Genomic DNA, 17,138 nt, shown 5'->3' on the forward strand with positions numbered 1-17,138 from the left:
CGTTTCGCGCGGCGCCGGGTGTTATTTCGCATCCAAGGATCATTGCGATGTTTTCACGTTTTCTGACTTCCGCCCTGTTTGCCGGGGCCTCTGCCGGCCTGTTGACCGGCTTGCTGCAACTCTATTTCGTGCAGCCCGTGCTGCTTCATGCCGAGCTTTATGAGACCGGCGCGCTGGTGCATTTCGGGGCCGACCCCGTCAGCGCGCATCCCGATTTGCCCGGTTTCGATGCCGTCCGCGATGGGCTGAGCCTGATCTTCACCATGCTCACCTATACTGCCTATGCGCTGATCCTTCTGGCCGCGATGAGCCTTGGCGAAGAGCGCGGCGCGGTGATCGATGGCCGCTGGGGCATCCTTTGGGGTGTCGCCGGTTTCGTGGCCTTCCACCTCGCGCCGGGGTTCAGCCTTGCGCCCGAAGTGCCCGGTGTGGCCGCAGCGGACATCACCGCGCGGCAAATCTGGTGGTTCGCCACCGCAGCGGCAGCGCTGGTGGCGCTTTGGCTGCTGGCCTTTGGCAAGGGGTGGGGTGCGTGGATCGGGGCGGCGGTCCTGCTGATGGCCCCCCATATCATCGGCGCGCCCGAGCCCGAGAGCTTTAGCGGCCCGGTGCCGACCGAGATCGGCGCGCTTTTCGCCGCGCGTGCGCTTGGCATCGGCTTGGCCGCATGGGTGTTGCTGGGCAGTTTCGCTGGGTTCTTTTGGCAACGTGAAGGCGCGCAGAGCGCCTGAGGGAGGTCGAAATGGACAGATCACTGGCGCTATTCGCCATTGGATTGGTCTTTGGCGGTGGCATCGGTTTTGCCATCGCCGCAAGCAACGGGGTGACCTTCGACGGCCATGACCACGGCGACCCTGCCGCCCATGGCGGCGGCGGGCATGCGGCCATGGATCACGGCGGTGCGGATCACGCGCGGATGCATGGCCAGCCCATCGCGCTGGCCGCCGAAGAGGCCCCCAGCCTTGCCATCCGCGTGACCCCCGACCCGATGTCGGGCCACAACCTTTTTGTTGAGACCGAAGGCTTCGCCTTTGCCCCGCAGAACGCCAGCGGCGCAAATCAACCGGGCGAGGGCCATGCCCATGTCTATGTCAACGGTGCCAAGATCGGGCGGCTTTATGGCCCATGGCTGCATCTGCCAAATCTGCCCAAAGGCGAGGTCACGGTGGAGGTCACGCTCAACGCCAATGACCACCGCCCCTTGGCGGTGAACGGTGCGCCGATTACGGCCCGCGAGGTGCTGACGGTTGAATAATCGCACCGCCTCCCCTTTTCATGGCGGGCCGAAGCGCATACCCGGCACGCATAACCCGATGGGACAAGATCAATGAGCGCAACCCTACATGTCTGCATGACCTGCCGCGCCGGTGAGGTGCTGGAGGAAGACGCCCCGCGCCCCGGCGCGCAGCTTCATGCCGCCCTCGACGCCGCAGGCGCGCCCGAGGGCGTGACCATCGTGCCGGTGCAATGTCTTTCCGCCTGTTCGCAGGGGGCCGCCGTGGCGCTGTCTGCGCCGGGCAAATGGTCCTATGTCTATGGCCGCTTGACCAAGGAAGACGCCGCCGACATCCTTGCCGGAGCCGCCGCCTATGCCGCCACCCAAGACGGGCTGGTGCCATGGCGCGAACGCCCGGTCATCTTTCGCAAGCAAAGCCTTGCGCGTATCCCCCTTTGACCCTGCCGCAGGAGCCTACAGCATGAGCGATCTCGCCAAAATCCCCGTTACCGTCATCACCGGCTTTCTCGGCGCGGGCAAGACCACGTTGATCCGCCACCTGATGACCAATGCAGGCGGGCGTCGCCTTGCCGTTTTGGTTAATGAGTTCGGGACCGTGGGGGTGGATGGCGACATCCTGAAATCCTGCGCCATCGACGACTGCCCGGCGGAGAATATCGTCGAGCTGGCCAATGGCTGCATTTGCTGCACCGTGGCGGATGATTTCATCCCCACCATCGAAGCGTTGATGGCCCTGCCCACGCGCCCCGATCACATCCTGATCGAAACCTCTGGACTGGCCCTGCCGAAACCGCTGCTCAAAGCCTTCGACTGGCCCGCGATCCGGTCCAAGATCACCGTCGATGGCGTCATCGCGCTGGCCGATGCAGAAGCCGTGGCCGCTGGCACTTTCGCCGCCGATGTCGCCGCCGTGGACGCGCAGCGTCTGGCCGACGACAGCCTCGACCACGAAACGCCGCTCTCCGAAGTGTTCGAAGATCAGATCTCCTGCGCCGATATCGTGCTGATGTCCAAGGCCGATCTGGCCGGTCCCGATGGCCTCGCCAAGGCCCGCAAGGTGATTGAAGAGGAAAGCCCGCGTGAGATTCCGATCCTTGAGATGACCGAAGGCGTGATCGACCCCAAGGTGGTGCTCGGCCTCAACGCCGCCGCCGAAGACGACCTCGCCGCGCGCCCCTCGCATCATGACGGCCACGACGATCACGAGCATGACGATTTCGAAACCGTGGTGATCCCGATGCCGGAGGTGTCGGATGTCGATGCGTTGGTGGCCTCGATCGAGCGGCTCGCGCGTGAGCAGAACATCCTGCGCGTGAAGGGCTATGTCGCGGTCGAGGGCAAGCCGATGCGCCTGTTGGTGCAGGCCGTGGGCGCGCGGGTGCGTCAGCAGTTCGACCGCCCTTGGGGCAGCGACACGCGCGCCGGGCATCTGGTGGTGATCGCCGAGCATGACGACATCGACCTTGCCAAAATCCGCGAGATTTTGGGAGCCTGACCGCCCATGCATGTCGTCTTTCGCGAAAGCCACGGGTTGGAGGATACCGACACCCCCTATGATCCGGGGCAAACCCCCGCCGATCTGGTGATGCTGTCGTTTTCCGACAGTGACCTCGGCGCTTTCGCGGCAGGCTGGCATCGCGGCGGCGGCAAGGAGGGCAAGCTGCCCTCGCTGCGTCTGTGCAACCTCGTGGCGCTGCGGCACCCGGCCTCGGTCGACAACTATATCGAACAGACGCTGACCGGGGCCAAAGGCATTCTGATCCGCCTCATCGGGGGGAGAATTACTGGCCCTACGGCATCATGCAGGTCCAAGACTTCGCCCGCCGGAAAAACATCGCGCTGGCCGTCTTGCCCGCCGATGGGCGCGAGGATCCGGGGCTCGACGCGCATTCGACTTTGCCGGTTTCCACGCTGCGCCGTCTTGCGCATCTTTGTGATGCGGGCGGGCCGGTGGCGGCGCAGGCCGCGCTGGCGCAGATGGCGCTGGCGGCGGGCTTTTACGCCGGGCCGGTCATGGGCACGAAAACGGTGCCTGATTGCGGCTATTACGACCCCGATCAAGGGGTGCTCCCCCTCGCCGACGCGGCGGGGCAGACTGTCGCGGTTACCTTTTACCGCAGCTATCTTCTGGCCGCCGATACCGCGCCCGTCGATGCGCTGATCCGGGCGCTGCGGGCGGCGGGGCTGAACGCCATCGGGCTTTTCGTACCCTCGCTCAAATCCGATCCCGCGCGGCGCTTTCTGGACGATGCCTTGGCGGCGATGAAACCCGTGGCCATCGTCAACGCCACCGCCTTTTCGGGGCGCGGGGATGATGGCACCTCCCCGCTCGACGCGCCGGGCTGCCCGGTGTTTCAAGTGGCCCTCTCTACCGCCCGGCGGCGCGATTGGGACGAGAGCGAGCGCGGCCTTTCCCCCGCCGATCTGGCGATGCATGTGGTCTTGCCCGAGGTCGATGGCCGCATCTTCGGCGGCGTCGTCAGCTTCAAGAGCCCCGGAAAGCGCGACCCCGATCTGCAATATTCCCGCTTTGCCCACCGCGCCGAAGAGGCGCGGATCGAGGCTGTCGTCGCCCGTGTGCTGGGCTGGCATCGGCTGGCGCAGACCCCGGCGGCCACGCGCAAGCTGGCACTGGTGCTCTCGACCTATCCGGGGCGGGACGATCAACTGGCCCATGCGGTCGGCCTTGATGCGCTGGCCAGCGTCGAAGACATGCTGATGCGGCTGGCGGGTGAGGGCTATGGCGTCACGCCGCAGATCGGCTTTGGCCGGAGCCTGACCGAGCAGCGCATCACTTGGCCCCTTGCCGACTATGAGGCGGCGCTAGCCGCTCTGCCGCAGGCGCTGCGCGATGACCTTCGCGACGCGTGGGGCGCGGCGGCGGATGATCCGCTGGTGCAGGACGGTGCCTTTCACTTCGCCGCGCAAACCTGCGGCAACGCACTAGTCGCGCTGCAACCCGAGCGGGGCGATCTGCAAGACCGCGAAGACAGCTATCACGACCTCGCCCGCACGCCGCGGCATTCCTATGTGGCCTTCTACCTCTGGCTGCGGGATCAGGGCCATCACGCGCTGGTGCATATCGGCGCGCATGGCACGCTGGAGTGGCTGCCGGGCAAGGCGGTTGCCCTCTCGGGCGATTGCTGGCCCGAGGCGCTGACCGGCGATCTGCCGGTGATCTACCCCTTTATCGTCAACGATCCGGGGGAGGCGGCACAGGCCAAGCGGCGCATCGGGGCGGTGACGCTCGGCCATCTGCCGCCCCCGCTGAAAGACAGTGAAACACCCGATGGGCTGTTGCGGCTGGAACGGCTGTTGGACGAATATTCCACCGCCGACGGGCTCGACCCCGCGCGCCGCGACCGGCTGGTCGATACGATCCGGGCGGAGGCGCAGGCGGCGGGGGTGGAAGATGACCTCGGCCTCGATGCCGCCAGTTCCTCGGCCGAGGCCCTGACCCGGATCGACGCCTTCGTTTGCGACATCAAGGAAAGCCAATACGGCGATGGCCTGCACGTCTTCGGCGCGGGGGCGGGCGAATGGGACGGGCTGCTGACCGCGCTTTCGGGGCGGCGCGTCACCTCCGGGCCTTCCGGCTCGCCCTATCGCGGGCGGTCCGATGTGCTGCCGACGGGGCGCAACCTCTATGCCGTCGATCCGCGCGGGGTGCCCAGCCGGGCCGCCCATGCGCAGGGGGTGAAACTGGCCGAGGAACTGCTCAGGCGGCATCTGCAAGACAATGGCGACTGGCCGCGCGGGCTGGTGATCGACCTTTGGGGCTCGGCCACCATGCGCACGGCGGGCGAAGAGGTCGCCATGGCGATGCATCTCGCCGGGATCGCGCCGAAATGGGACGAGGGCAGTGAGCGGGTTTCGGGCTTTGAGGTAATCCCGTTGACCCTGCTGGACCGTCCGCGCATCGACGTGACCCTGCGCATCTCGGGCCTGTTCCGCGATGTCTTTCCCGGCCTCGCGCAGCTTTTCGAAGCCGGGGCGGCGGCATTGGCCGAACGCGAAGAAGCGCCGGATATGAACCCCTATCTCACCCGCACCCCCCGTGTCTTTGGCCCCAAGCCGGGCCTTTACGGCGTGAATATGGAAGCGGCCTTGCAAGACTATTCCGACGCCGGTCGCGCCGCGGCGGGCGAGGCGTGGCTCGCGGGGTCGGAATGGGCGATCAACGCCCAAGGCGAGGCGCATCAGGACCGCGCCGCGCTGGAGGCGCAGTTGCAGCGCGCCGATGGCTTTGCTCATGTGCAGGACTTGGCCGAAAGCGATATCCTGCTCGCCTCGGACTATGCCAGCCACGAAGGCGGCTTTGCCGCCGCGATGGCGCATCTCGGCGCGCAGAAACCGGCGATGTACCACCTTGACCACACCCGCGCAGGCAGCCCCCGCGCACGCTCCATGCCCGAGGAGATCGCCCGCGTCGTCCGCGCCCGTGCGGCCAATCCCGGCTGGGCCAGCGGCATGATGCGCCACGGTTTCCGCGGCGCGGCAGAGGTGGCGGCGACACTCGACAACCTTGCCGCCTTTGCGCATCTGACACGCGAGGTGCCTGCGCATCTCTTTGACCTCTACTTCGACGCCACGCTCGGGCGCGATGATCTGGTCGCCTTTATGGAGGCCGAGAACCCCGCGGCCTTGCAAGCCATGCGCGACCGTTTCGCGGCGCTGCGCGAGTCCGGCCTCTGGCTGACCCGCCGCAACTCGATCTCGGCCACATTGGACGGGGTGACGTGAGCGCGGCCCCGGCGATCAAGGGCTGGTGCCCCGGTGCGCTGCGTCCGATGCTCTCGGGCGATGGGCTGGTGGTGCGTCTTCGGGTGCCGCAGGGGCGCTTGACCCCGGCCCAAGCCCGCGGCGTGGCGGGGCTGGCCACGCGCTATGGCAATGGCATGCTCGACCTGTCGAACCGGGGCAATCTGCAACTGCGCGGCGTCGATCCCGCGCGGCACGAAGGGCTGATCGACGCGCTGCGCGCGCTGGCGCTGATCGACGTGGATGAGCGGACGGAGCGGCGGCGCAACATCATGGTCAGCCCCTTTTGGCAGGCGGGCGATGATACGGATTTCCTTTGCCAAGCCCTCTCTGCCGCCGCGCAGGCCCATGCGCTGCCGGATGTCTCCGCCAAATTCGGCTATGCGGTCGACGCAGGGCCGCAGCCGGTGTTGCAGGCCGATCCCGCCGACATCCGGTTCGAGCGCTCGGCGCAGGGGCAACTGCTGCTCTGCATTGAAGGGGCTATGCGGGGCAAACCCGTGACCCGTGCGACTGCGGTGACCGAAGCCATCGCGCTGGCCGAATGGGTGCGCGCGCAGGGGGTGACCCGCGCCGCGCGCGCCACGGCCACGGGGGCGCCGCTTCCCGCCGGTTTTGACTGCCCGCGTCAGGCGGGGCAGGGCACACCCGCCCCCGGCCTCTACCCATCCGGGGCGCTTGTCGCCTGTGCTTTCGGGCAGATGGAGGCCGAGACGCTTGCCGCGCTCGCGGAGCTTGGTCCGCTGCGCCTGACCCCGTGGCGGCGGGTGCTGATCGAAGGTGCCCCGCGCCTGCCTGATCTGGCCGGTCTCATCACCGCCGCCGATGACCCGCTGTTGCGCGTCGTTGCCTGTATCGGCGCGCCGGGCTGTGCACAGGGCCGGGGTGAGACGCGCGGGCTGGCCAGTCGCCTTGCCGCCGTGGTGCCGAAGGGGCAACGCCTGCATGTCTCCGGCTGCGCCAAGGGTTGCGCCGCGCCGCGCGCTACCGACCTCACCCTGACCGCCACCGCGCCAGAGCGCTATGACCTCATCCACGATGGCCGCGCCGATGCCATCCCTGATCTGCGCGGGCTGACCCCCGCCGCCATCGCCTCTCACCTTAGAAAGTCCGCCGATGCCCCATAGCTATATCACCGACGGTGCCGAGATTTACCGCCAGTCCTTTGCCACCATCCGCGCCGAAGCGGCGCTAGCGCGTTTCACCCCGGAGGAAGAGATCGTCGCCGTGCGCATGATCCACGCCGCGGGCATGGTCGGGCTGGAGGAGCACATCCGCTTTTCCGAAGGCATGGCCGTGGCCGCGCGGGCGGCACTGGAGGACGGCGCGCCGATCCTTTGCGACGCCTATATGGTCAGCGAAGGTATCACCCGCAAACGCCTGCCGCGCGAGAATGAGGTGATCTGCACCCTGCGCGACCCTTCGGTGCCAGCACTGGCCGCGAAGATGAGCAACACCCGCTCTGCTGCCGCGCTGGAACTGTGGCGGCCCCATCTGCAAGGCGCCGTGGTGGCCATCGGCAATGCGCCCACGGCGCTGTTTCACCTGCTCAACATGCTCGAAGACCCCGATTGCCCGCGCCCGGCGGCGATCATCGGCTGCCCGGTGGGCTTCATCGGCGCGGCGGAATCGAAAGAGGCTTTGATGCAGGACCTGCCGGTGCCCTCGATGATCGTGCAGGGGCGTTTGGGCGGCTCGGCGATCACCGTGGCGGCGGTGAACGCATTGGCCAGCAGGGTGGAATGAAGATGGGCAAGGTTATCTGCGCGGGCCTTGGCCCCGGCGACCCCGAACTGATGAGTGTGAAATCCGACCGTGCCATTCGCGGCGCGCGGCATCTGGCCTATTTCCGCAAGAAAGGCCGCGCGGGCCAAGCGCGCCGGATCGTCGAGGGGATGCTGCGCGACGACGTGGTGGAATATGCGATGGAATATCCCGTCACCACTGAGTTGCGCTTTGATTCGCCCGAGTATCGCGCCCAAATGGTCGCCTTTTACGAGGAATGGGCCGACCGGCTAGAAGCCTTGGCACGCGATCACGAGGTCATCGTGCTCTGCGAGGGTGATCCTTTCTTCTACGGCTCCTTCATGCATCTGCACACCCGGCTTCAGGGCCGCGCCGAGGTTGAGGTGCTGCCCGCGATCCCCGGCATGGTGGGCTGCTGGAACGCGCTCGATACGCCCTTCACTTGGGGCGACGACGTGGTAACCGTCTTGATGGGCACGCTGCCCGAGGCCGAGTTGACCGATCACATGAAGCGCGCCGATGCGCTGGTGGTGATGAAGACGGGTCGCAACCTGCCCAGCGTGCGCCGCGCGTTGGCGGCGGCGGGCAAGTTGGAGGACGCTTGGCTGGTCGAACGCGGCACCATGCCCGACCAGCGGGTGGCGCGGCTTTCTGACGTGGCGGATGACGACTGCCCCTATTTCGCGATCATCTTGGTCCATGGCCAAGGCCGCAGACCGGAGGCGGAGACATGAGCGGCATCCTTCATATCGCGGGCCTCGGCCCTGGTGATGACGCGCTTGTCACACCCGAGGTGACCGAGGCGCTGGCGCAGGCCACAGACGTTATCGGCTATATCCCTTACGTCGCCCGCGTCGCCCCGCGCGAAGGGCTGACCCTCCACCCCAGCGACAACCGGGTGGAGTTGGACCGCGCGACCCATGCGCTGCAACTGGCGCAGGCGGGCGCGCGGGTGGTGGTGGTGTCTTCGGGCGATCCGGGCGTCTTTGCCATGGCCTCGGCCGTGTTCGAAGCGGTGGAGCGGGATGGGGCGTTTGAAAGCGTCGACATCCGCGTGTTGCCCGGCATCACGGCGATGCTGGCGGCGGCGGCGCGGCTTGGGGCGCCCTTGGGCCATGATTTCTGCGCGATCAACCTCAGCGACAACCTCAAGCCCTGGGCGATGGTGGAGCACCGTTTGCGGATGGCCGCGCGGGCGGATTTCGCGATGGCCTTCTACAACCCCCGCAGCAAATCCCGCCCGCATCAATTCACCGAGGCGTTGGAGATTTTGCGTGCCGAATGCGGGCCGGACCGGCTGATTACCTTCGCCCGCGCCGTGACCACGCCGGAAGAGGCGTTCAACACCGTCACACTGGGCGAGGCGACGCCTGAAATGGCGGATATGCGCACCGTGGTGATCGTCGGCAATTCCGCGACGCGGCGGGTCGGGCGCTATGTCTATACGCCGCGCAGCGCGGTATGATGTAGCCAATGCATCACTTCGGTCACATCATTGGCGGCCACTTCGCCCGGCAGTTTCGGCCGCTCGGCCAAGATCACCGGCAGGCCAAGGCTGCGGGCGGCATCCAGCTTGGCCCGCGCGCCAGCGCCTCCGGCGTTCTTGGCGACGACATGGGTGATCGCATGGGTCTGCATCAGCGCGGTATCCCCCGCCACGTCAAAAGGCCCGCGCGCCAGCACGACCGTCGCCCGCGGCAGCGGCAGCGGGTCGCGTGGCGGATCGACGAGGCGCAGGAGGTAGCGGTGCTGCGGTTTCGCGGCGAAAAGCGCCAGTTGCTGCTTGCCGATGGCCAGAAACACCCGCGCCGGGCTGTCGGGCAGGGCGGCGGGCAGCGCGGTGAGGTCGGGCACGAAGGTCCAGTCGTCCCCTCCTGCGGCTCCCAAGCGGGGCGCTCGAACCGCACCAGCGGCAGGTCCTGCCGGGCGCAGGCAACGAAGGCATTGTTGCTCATCCCTGCGGCGAAAGGATGGGTGGCGTCGACGACATGGGTGATCGCCTCGGTCTCAAGATAGGCCACCAGCCCCGCCACGCCCCCGAAGCCGCCGACGCGGGTGGGCAGGGGCTGGGCCACGGGGCTGTCTGTGCGTCCGGCATAGGAAAACACCGCGTCGATCCCGGCTTTGGCCAAGGCGCGGGCCAAGGCGCTGGCTTCGGTGGTGCCACCCAAAAGAAGGACGCGCATGATGGGTGATCCTTGGCTCAGCATCATCGGAATGCCCGACGATAGCGCGGATGCCTTGCCCGCGGCAAGCCGCGCGGCGCTGGCAGAGGCCGAGGTGATCTTTGGCGGGCCGCGTCATCTGGAGCGGGGAGGCGCAGGTGCGCGCGGGCGCGCTTGGCCGGTGCCTTTCTCGGTCGAGCCGGTGTTGGCCGAGCGTGGCAAGCGCGTGGCGATGCTGGTGTCGGGCGATCCCTTCTGGTTCGGCGCGGGCGGCAGCATTGTCGGCGCGTTGCAGCCCGACGAATGGCACAGCCTGCCCGCGCCCTCGACCTTCTCGCTGGTGGCCAATGCGCTTGGCTGGCGGTTGGAGGAGGTTACCTGCCACGGGCTTCACGCCGCACCGCTGGCGCAGCTGCGCGGTGCCCTGCGTCCCAAGGGGCGGATGATCTGCCTGCTGCGCGATGGGGAGGCCCCTGCGGCGTTGGCGGAGTTTCTTTGCACACAAGGCGGGGGCACGGCCACGCTGTATGTGGCCGAACGGCTGGGCGGCCCCGATGCGCGGGTGCGGGAGGTGCAGGCGGATGGCTTCGATCTGACGGATGTGCAAGCGCCGGTGGCGGTCGGGGTCGCGCTGCCCAAGGGCATCGGCCTGCCGCGCACCCCCGGCCTGCCGGATGACCATTTTGCCAGCGACGGCCAAATCACCAAGGCGCCGGTGCGGGCGCTGACGCTGTCGGCCCTCGCCCCTCGGCCCGGCGAGTTGCTGTGGGACATCGGCGCGGGGAGCGGCTCGGTCTCGGTCGAGTTCTGCCTCGCCGGTGGGCGCGCCATCGCCTTTGAGCAGCACGCCGCGCGGGTCGAGAATATCACCCGCAATATCGAAGATTTCGGCCTGAACGCGCGTATGCAAACAATTCATGGCCGCGCGCCAAAAGTCTGGGCGGGGCAGCCTTTGCCGGATGTGGTCTTTGTCGGCGGCGGCGGGAACGCGGCGCTTTACGATGCCCTCCTGCCTGCGCTACCAGCGGGCACGCGGCTGGTCGCCAACGGTGTGACGCTGGAAACCGAGGCGCTTTTGGCGCAGCTTCACGCTGCGCATGGGGCAGTCTTTTGCGGATCGAACTGGCGCAGGCCGCCCCGCTTGGCACAATGCGCGGCTGGCAGCCGCTGCGGCCCGTGGTACAATGGAGCGTGACTTTATGAGGATGGCCGGGATCGGATTTCGGGGCGCGGCAAGCGTCGCCTCGCTGCGCGACGCGCTGGCGCGGGCCAACCCCGATGGCACCAAGATCGACGCGCTGGTGACCGAAGCCGCCAAGGCCCGCGCCACCGTGTTCCGCGAATTCGCGCAAGAGTTGGGCGTGCCGGGGCTTGGCATCACCACCGAAGACTTGGCCCGCATGATAACTCCCACGCAATCGGCTCGGATCGAAGACCGTTTCGGCACCGGCTCCCTGTCCGAGGCCGCCGCATTGGCCGCCGCCGGGCCGGGGGCGGTATTGGTTGCCGAACGCGTCGTTTCGGGCGATGCCATGGCCACCGCGGCGATTGCCGAGAGGAAAGGATAGATACCGTGACTGTACATTTCATCGGGGCCGGGCCGGGGGCGGCGGATCTCATCACCCTGCGCGGGCGCGACCTGATCGCGGCCTGCCGGGTCTGCCTCTACGCCGGGTCGCTTGTGCCCGAGGCGTTGCTGAGCCACTGCCCCGAGGGGGCGCGGATCGTCAACACCGCGCGGCTGTCGCTGGACGATATCATGGAAGAGATCGCCGCCGCCGATGCCGCAGGACATGACGTGGCGCGGCTGCATTCGGGCGACCTGTCGGTCTGGTCGGCGATGGGCGAACAATTGCGCCGCCTGCGCGAGATGGGCATCGCCTATGACGTGACGCCGGGGGTGCCATCCTTTGCAGCCGCCGCGGCGGAACTGGGGGCCGAGCTGACCCTGCCGGGCGTGGCGCAATCGGTGATCCTGACCCGCACCTCGGGCCGCGCCACGGCGATGCCCGAAGGCGAGACCCTGGCCAATTTCGCCCGCACTGGAGCGACGCTGGCCATCCACCTGTCGGTGCATGTGCTTGATAAAGTCGTCGAAGAACTGACCCCGCATTACGGTGCCGATTGCCCCGTCGCCGTGGTCTGGCGTGCAAGCTGGCCCGATCAGCGCATCGTCAAGGCGACGCTTGCCACCCTGCGCACTGAAGTGGGCGAGGAAATGGCCCGTACCGCGCTGATCCTCGTGGGCCATGCCATCGGGGCCGAGGATTTCGGCGAGAGCCGCCTTTACGCCGCCGATTATGACCGCCGCTTCCGCCCTGTCGGGGCCGAGCCGCGCTTTCCGGAGACTTCCTCATGATCCCGCCCGGCCTGCTGATCTCCGCCCCGGCCTCCGGCACCGGCAAGACAACCTTGATGCTGGGGCTGCTGGCCGCGCTGCGCGCCGAAGGTGTCGCGGTGCAGCCGTTCAAAAGCGGCCCTGATTACATCGATCCGGCCTTTCACACGGCCGCCTCGGGCCGGGCGTCTTTCAACCTCGACAGTTGGTCGATGGACCGCGCGCGGATCGAAGGGCTGGTCGGCAATGCCGATGGGGCCGAGTTGATCCTTGGCGAGGGGTCGATGGGACTGTTTGACGGGGTGGCCAAACCGGGGGCCTGTGGCAATGGCGCCAGCGCCGATGTCGCGGCGCTGATGGGCTGGCCGGTGGTGCTGGTGCTCGACGTATCGGGGGCGGCGCAATCGGTGGCGGCCACGGCGCTCGGCTTTCGCGAGATGCGGCCCGATGTGGAACTGGCGGGCGTGGTGTTGAACCGCGTCGCCTCCCCCCGGCATGAGACGCTGGTGCGCGCGGGGATGGGGGCTGTCGGGATCAAAGTCTTCGGCGCGCTGCCGCGCCGGGTGGAGATCGAAATGCCCGAGCGTCACCTCGGGCTGGTGCAGGCCGGAGAGCAGGAAAACCTGCCCGATCTGCTGGGGCAGGCGGCGGCATTCGTCGCGGCCCATGTCGATGTCCCCGCCCTGCGGGCCGCCGCGCGGGGCACGTTGCAGAACCCGCCCGCTCCGGCGCAGATCACCCCGCCCGGGCAGCGCATCGCGCTGGCGCAGGACAACGCTTTCGCCTTTGTCTATCCGCATCTTTTGGCCGGGTGGCGCGCGGCGGGGGCAGAGGTTCTGCCCTTCTCCCCGCTCGCCGATGAAGCGCCGGACGACAGCGCCGATTGCTGCTGGCTGCCGGGCGGCTACCCGGAACTTCACGCCGGCAAGCTCGCTGCCGCCGCGCAATTCCGCGACGGGCTGCGCGCCTTTGCCGAGACCCGCCCCGTGCATGGCGAATGCGGGGCTATATGGCGATGGGCGCGGGCCTCATCGACAAAGAGGGCGCCCGGCACGAGATGGCGGGGCTTTTGGGGCTCGAGACCTCTTTCGCCAAACGCAAGATGCATCTGGGCTACCGTCAGGCCGACCTCAACGCGCCGATCCCCGGCCATTCCGCACGGGCCGAATTGCGCGGACATGAGTTCCACTATGCCACGATCCTTGCCGAGCCGGACGCCCCGCTGGCCCGGATCACCGATGCCAATGACCTTGAAGTGCCCGAGACCGGCTCGGTCCGCGATTTCGCGGGGGGTGGGCGTGCCACGGGCACCTTCTTTCACATGATCGCGGCGCTGTGATGGGGGATTCGTTTCCTTCGTCTCCTCCGGCCCCGGCGACCCGGAGCTCTTGACCGTCAAGGCCGTGGCGCGGTTGCAGGCGGCGGATGTGGTGCTGTTCGATGACCTAAGCGCGGGCCCAATTTTGGAGCACGCGCGGCCCGATGCGGACCTGATCGGCGTCGGCAAACGGGCCGGGCGCGCCTCGCCCAAGCAAGACCATGTGAGCCGCGTGCTGGTCGATCATGCGCAAGCCGGGCTGAAGGTCGTGCGGTTGAAATCCGGCGACAGCGGCATGTTCGGACGGCTGGAGGAAGAGATCATCGCCCTGCGCACGGCGGATATCCCTTTCGAGATCGTGCCGGGCGTGACCGCCGCCTCTGCCGCCGCCGCCACCGCAGGCATCCCGCTGACCCGCCGCATGACCGCGCGGCGCGTGCAATTCATCACCGGCGCGGATGTGACCGGAGGGTTGCCGCGCGACGTGAACATGGCCGCTTTGGCCGATCCGATGGCGACCACCGTGGTCTATATGGGCAAACGCACCTTTGCGGGCCTTGCCGCACGATTGATCGAACACGGGCTGCCAGGCCACACGCCCGCGCTGCTGGCCGAGGCGGTCTCGACCCCGGCGGAGAAAGTGCAGCGCTTCACGATTGAAACGCTGGCGCGCCATCTGGAAAGCACCAGCAGCACCACGCCGGCGCTGATCTTTTACGGACCATTGGCCGAGTTCGAGACGTGAAAGCGTTCGTCTGCACCTCTTGCACCGCCGATGGCGGCTTTCTGGACGTGGTCCGCGCAGGCCTGTCCGAGGTGGAGGTCGAAGGCATCGACTGTATGTCAGGCTGCACGCGGGCGCAGACCGTCGCCTTTCGCGCGCCGGGCAAGGTGGCCTATCTGTTCGGCGAAATCACCGAAGCCGACATGGATGATTTGCGCCGTTTCGTGACGCTCTATGCCGCCTCTGCCGACGGAAAATTCGCCGATGCGCGGGTGCTTGGCGGGCTGCGTTTAAAGGCAATCGCGAGGATACCGGGATGACTGATCTGGAACTGACTTTGATCGGCATCGGCACCGGCAACCCTGAGCATCTGACCCTGCAAGCGATCCGGGCGATGAACGCGCAAGACCTGATCTTGATCCCGCAAAAGGGCGCGGGCAAGGATGATCTGGCGGGGCTGCGGCGGAGCATCTGCGACGAGGTGTTGACCAATGAAGCGGTGCAGATCGTCGGCTTCGATCTGCCCGTGCGTGACCCGGCGATCGAAGATTACCGGGCGCGCGTCGACCACTGGCATGATGCGATTGCCGAGGCATGGCGCGGGGCGATGGCCCAGCATCCGACCGCCCGGCGGGTGGCGCTGCTGGTCTGGGGCGACCCGTCGCTATATGACAGCACCCTGCGCATCGCCGCGCGGCTGGAACCTGCGCCCCGCATCACCGTGATCCCCGGCATCACCTCATTGCAAGGGCTGACGGCGGCTCATGCGATCCCGCTGAATGAGATCGGTGCGCCCTTCATGGTGACCACCGGGCGGCAGTTGCGCGATCACGGTTGGCCCGAAGGGGTCGATACGCTGGTGATCATGCTCGATGGCGATGGCGCCTTTCAGGCGTTGGACGCGGAAGGCGTGACGATCTGGTGGGGCGCCTATGTCGGCATGGCCGAAGAGATCATCCGCCATGGCCCGTTGGCCGAGGTTGCCGAAGACATCATCGCCACCCGTGCCGCCGCCCGCGCGGCGCATGGTTGGATCATGGACATCTACCTGCTCCGGCGCGGCTGATTCTTAACCGTCGGGATCGACCTTGCCGCGCATCGCTTTGACCTCGCCGCGCACCTTCTTGGCCTTGAGGCGGCGCTTTTTCGACCCCAGCGTCGGGCGGGTGGCGATGCGGCGTTTCGGCGGGGTGAGGGCGCGGCGGATCAACTCGGCCAGACGCTCGCGCACCAATTCGCGGTTGCGGGCCTGACTGCGGGTCTCGTCACATTGCAGCACCAATGCGCCTTCGGTGGTCCAGCGCCGCCCGGCCAGACGGCGCAGCCGGTTCTTGACCGGTTGCGGCAGGGAGGGCGAGGTGGCAGCTTCGAACCGCAATTCCACCGCCGAGGAGACCTTGTTCACATTCTGCCCGCCGGGGCCGGAGGCACGCATGAAGCTTTCCGTCAGCTCCCAATCCTGAATGGCGATGTCATCGTTGATGTGCAGCATGGGCTCTCCTTGCCCCCGCAACATGCCAGCCCGCGCGGTGAGGGTGAAGGGGGAATGCGAAATGGGCCGCCCCTTGGGGAGCGGCCCAATCGAATGGTTTCAGGAGGGGGATCGGTTAGACCGACGTCCACCAGGTGGTTGCATTGCCAGGGGCTGCCCTAGCAGGAAACCCCGCTGGCTGTTCCGACACCTCGCTCCAATACCTTTCTTGACACTGGATCACCTCCTTTACATTTGTTGAACTCACCCTGAGCGTTGCACAGGTTTTGAAATTCGCAAAGCGTTTTTTTTAAGGGGCGCGGCGGCAGGGGGTGGCCCCCTGCGCCGGTATCATGCGCGGGCGGTCAGCCGTGCGGTCAGCAGCCGGAAGGGGATCAGCGCGAGCAGCGCGATGGCCAGTTTGACCGACCAATCCGCCACGGCGAGCGAGACCCAAAGCGGCGCGCGCGGGCCCGTGCCCAAAAGCGGCAGCGTCTCGGCGGCCCAAGCCACATCGGTGGCGGGGTGGATGAACGACAGGCTGGCCGAAAAGGCGATGGAGAAAAACAGCGCCGTGTCGATCGCGCTGCTGATCAAGGTGCTGACCAAGGGCGCGCGCCACCATGCGCCATCGCGGAAACGGTTAAAGATCGTCACGTCCAACAGCTGCGCCACGAGGAAGGCGGTGCCCGAAGCCACGGCGATGCGGATCGTCACCAGCGGGCCGAACTCGCCCATGATCTGCGTGCCAATGAGCGAGCAGATCAGGCCCACGACAAAGCCCACCAACACGACCCGGCGCGCGGCAGAGGCGCCGTAGAGACGGTTCATCACATCGGTGACGAGGAAGGCCAGCGGATAGGTGAAAGCCCCCCAGGTCAGCCATTGGCCAAAGAGAAACTGAACAAGGATATTCGAGGCCACGACGATGGCGGCCATGGCAAGAATGCCGGGAAGATAGGTGCGTGTCATATGTGAACCGTTTTGTGCAAGGGTGCGGCGACTTGGCCTGCGGGGATCGCAGACCGGACGGCTTTAGCCCTCGGAACCCGGTTTGGCAAGGATCAGCTCGACCACCTCATTGCGCTGCATGACGAAGAAGTTGTCGTCCGACAGCAGGGTCAACCGGGTTTGCCCCGCCGCATCCTGCCACGCGCTGAGCGCTTCGAGGTTGTCATATTGACCGGGGCCGGAGGTCAGCAGTGTCTCTTCGCCAAGCGCAGGCGCGGTGAGGTTAAAGCTGCGGATGCGGCTGCGAAACCCCAGCGGCGTGATCGTCCGCTCCAGCAGGTAAAGCGTGCCGTCCTCGGCAAAATCGGCATCCACCGGCAGGAACGGCCCCCGGCGCGGGATCTCTGCGGTGATCGTCCAACTGCTG

Annotated in this window: 15 protein-coding genes and 5 pseudogenes; 16 read left to right on the plus strand and 4 right to left on the minus strand. The window is 67.2% G+C overall.

Annotated elements, in window-relative coordinates:
• The first annotated feature begins 47 nt into the window (after positions 1 to 47).
• From CUR85_RS08670 to cobJ, 9 genes and pseudogenes are all read left to right on the plus strand, one after another.
• The gene (locus CUR85_RS08670; protein WP_067265703.1) at positions 48 to 731 is read left to right on the plus strand and encodes a CbtA family protein; all 684 of its coding nucleotides are present in this window, start codon (positions 48 to 50) and stop codon (positions 729 to 731) included.
• Between the two features lie 11 nt (positions 732 to 742).
• On the plus strand, positions 743 to 1,255 hold the full coding sequence (locus tag CUR85_RS08675; RefSeq protein ID WP_067265700.1) for a hypothetical protein: 513 nt from the start codon (positions 743 to 745) through the stop codon (positions 1,253 to 1,255).
• Between the two features lie 72 nt (positions 1,256 to 1,327).
• Complete coding sequence (locus CUR85_RS08680) at positions 1,328 to 1,675, plus strand: DUF1636 family protein (protein ID WP_280322608.1); 348 nt, start codon at positions 1,328 to 1,330, stop codon at positions 1,673 to 1,675.
• Between the two features lie 22 nt (positions 1,676 to 1,697).
• Complete coding sequence (gene cobW, locus CUR85_RS08685) at positions 1,698 to 2,732, plus strand: cobalamin biosynthesis protein CobW (protein WP_067265695.1); 1,035 nt, start codon at positions 1,698 to 1,700, stop codon at positions 2,730 to 2,732.
• Positions 2,733 to 2,738: 6 nt separating this feature from the next.
• Positions 2,739 to 5,980, plus strand: a pseudogene (gene cobN / locus CUR85_RS08690) (cobaltochelatase subunit CobN).
• On the plus strand, positions 5,977 to 7,125 hold the full coding sequence (gene cobG / locus CUR85_RS08695) for a precorrin-3B synthase (protein ID WP_231886376.1): 1,149 nt from the start codon (positions 5,977 to 5,979) through the stop codon (positions 7,123 to 7,125). The pseudogene cobN and the gene cobG overlap by 4 nt, the downstream one beginning before the upstream one ends.
• Positions 7,115 to 7,744 carry a precorrin-8X methylmutase gene (locus CUR85_RS08700; RefSeq protein ID WP_067265689.1) on the plus strand — a complete coding sequence of 210 codons (630 nt, stop codon included), beginning with the start codon at positions 7,115 to 7,117 and terminating at the stop codon, positions 7,742 to 7,744. The genes cobG and CUR85_RS08700 overlap by 11 nt, the downstream gene beginning before the upstream one ends.
• Positions 7,745 to 7,746: 2 nt before the next feature.
• Positions 7,747 to 8,478 carry a precorrin-2 C(20)-methyltransferase gene (gene cobI, locus CUR85_RS08705; RefSeq protein ID WP_067265686.1) on the plus strand — a complete coding sequence of 244 codons (732 nt, stop codon included), beginning with the start codon at positions 7,747 to 7,749 and terminating at the stop codon, positions 8,476 to 8,478.
• A complete protein-coding gene (gene cobJ / locus CUR85_RS08710) occupies positions 8,475 to 9,209 on the plus strand; it encodes a precorrin-3B C(17)-methyltransferase (protein ID WP_067265684.1) in 735 nt (244 codons plus the stop codon). Before cobI ends, cobJ begins: the two co-directional genes overlap by 4 nt.
• Here the strand turns inward: cobJ and CUR85_RS20535 are convergent.
• Positions 9,185 to 9,930, minus strand: a pseudogene (locus CUR85_RS20535) (cobalt-precorrin-6A reductase). The gene cobJ and the pseudogene CUR85_RS20535 overlap by 25 nt on opposite strands.
• A 1-nt stretch (position 9,931) precedes the next feature.
• Between CUR85_RS20535 and cbiT the strand changes: the two are divergent.
• The 7 genes and pseudogenes from cbiT (at position 9,932) to cobF (ending at position 15,355) form a co-directional block, all read left to right on the plus strand.
• Positions 9,932 to 11,112, plus strand: a pseudogene (gene cbiT / locus CUR85_RS08725) (precorrin-6Y C5,15-methyltransferase (decarboxylating) subunit CbiT).
• Positions 11,109 to 11,477, plus strand: coding sequence for a cobalamin biosynthesis protein (locus tag CUR85_RS08730; RefSeq protein WP_067267847.1), 369 nt, complete (start codon positions 11,109 to 11,111; stop codon positions 11,475 to 11,477). Before cbiT ends, CUR85_RS08730 begins: the two are co-directional and overlap by 4 nt.
• Before the next feature lie 5 nt (positions 11,478 to 11,482).
• Positions 11,483 to 12,268 carry a precorrin-4 C(11)-methyltransferase gene (gene cobM / locus CUR85_RS08735; protein ID WP_067267845.1) on the plus strand — a complete coding sequence of 262 codons (786 nt, stop codon included), beginning with the start codon at positions 11,483 to 11,485 and terminating at the stop codon, positions 12,266 to 12,268.
• A pseudogene (locus CUR85_RS08740) lies at positions 12,265 to 13,586 on the plus strand (cobyrinic acid a,c-diamide synthase CobB). The gene cobM and the pseudogene CUR85_RS08740 overlap by 4 nt, the downstream one beginning before the upstream one ends.
• A 4-nt stretch (positions 13,587 to 13,590) precedes the next feature.
• A pseudogene (cobA, locus tag CUR85_RS08745) lies at positions 13,591 to 14,310 on the plus strand (uroporphyrinogen-III C-methyltransferase); the annotation flags it as partial.
• On the plus strand, positions 14,307 to 14,609 hold the full coding sequence (locus tag CUR85_RS08750) for a DUF1636 family protein (protein ID WP_082852156.1): 303 nt from the start codon (positions 14,307 to 14,309) through the stop codon (positions 14,607 to 14,609). The pseudogene cobA and the gene CUR85_RS08750, both read left to right, overlap by 4 nt.
• Positions 14,606 to 15,355 (plus strand): precorrin-6A synthase (deacetylating), encoded by a 750-nt coding sequence (gene cobF / locus CUR85_RS08755; RefSeq protein ID WP_067267839.1) that lies wholly within the window; start codon positions 14,606 to 14,608, stop codon positions 15,353 to 15,355. Before CUR85_RS08750 ends, cobF begins: the two co-directional genes overlap by 4 nt.
• A 3-nt stretch (positions 15,356 to 15,358) precedes the next feature.
• On the opposite strand, the gene arfB is transcribed toward cobF, so the two are convergent.
• The 3 genes from arfB to CUR85_RS20135 form a co-directional block, all read right to left on the minus strand.
• The gene (gene arfB / locus CUR85_RS08760; RefSeq protein WP_067267837.1) at positions 15,359 to 15,781 is read right to left on the minus strand and encodes an alternative ribosome rescue aminoacyl-tRNA hydrolase ArfB; all 423 of its coding nucleotides are present in this window, start codon (positions 15,779 to 15,781) and stop codon (positions 15,359 to 15,361) included.
• Between the two features lie 330 nt (positions 15,782 to 16,111).
• Positions 16,112 to 16,732, minus strand: coding sequence for a queuosine precursor transporter (locus tag CUR85_RS08765; protein WP_067267835.1), 621 nt, complete (start codon positions 16,730 to 16,732; stop codon positions 16,112 to 16,114).
• Positions 16,733 to 16,795: 63 nt separating this feature from the next.
• Positions 16,796 to 17,086, minus strand: a complete 291-nt coding sequence (locus CUR85_RS20135) for an esterase-like activity of phytase family protein (protein WP_343245424.1) — start codon at positions 17,084 to 17,086, stop codon at positions 16,796 to 16,798.
• Between the last annotated feature and the right edge of the window lie 52 nt (positions 17,087 to 17,138).

This window comes from Sulfitobacter faviae (genome assembly GCF_029870955.1).
GTDB classification, from domain to species: domain Bacteria; phylum Pseudomonadota; class Alphaproteobacteria; order Rhodobacterales; family Rhodobacteraceae; genus Sulfitobacter; species Sulfitobacter faviae.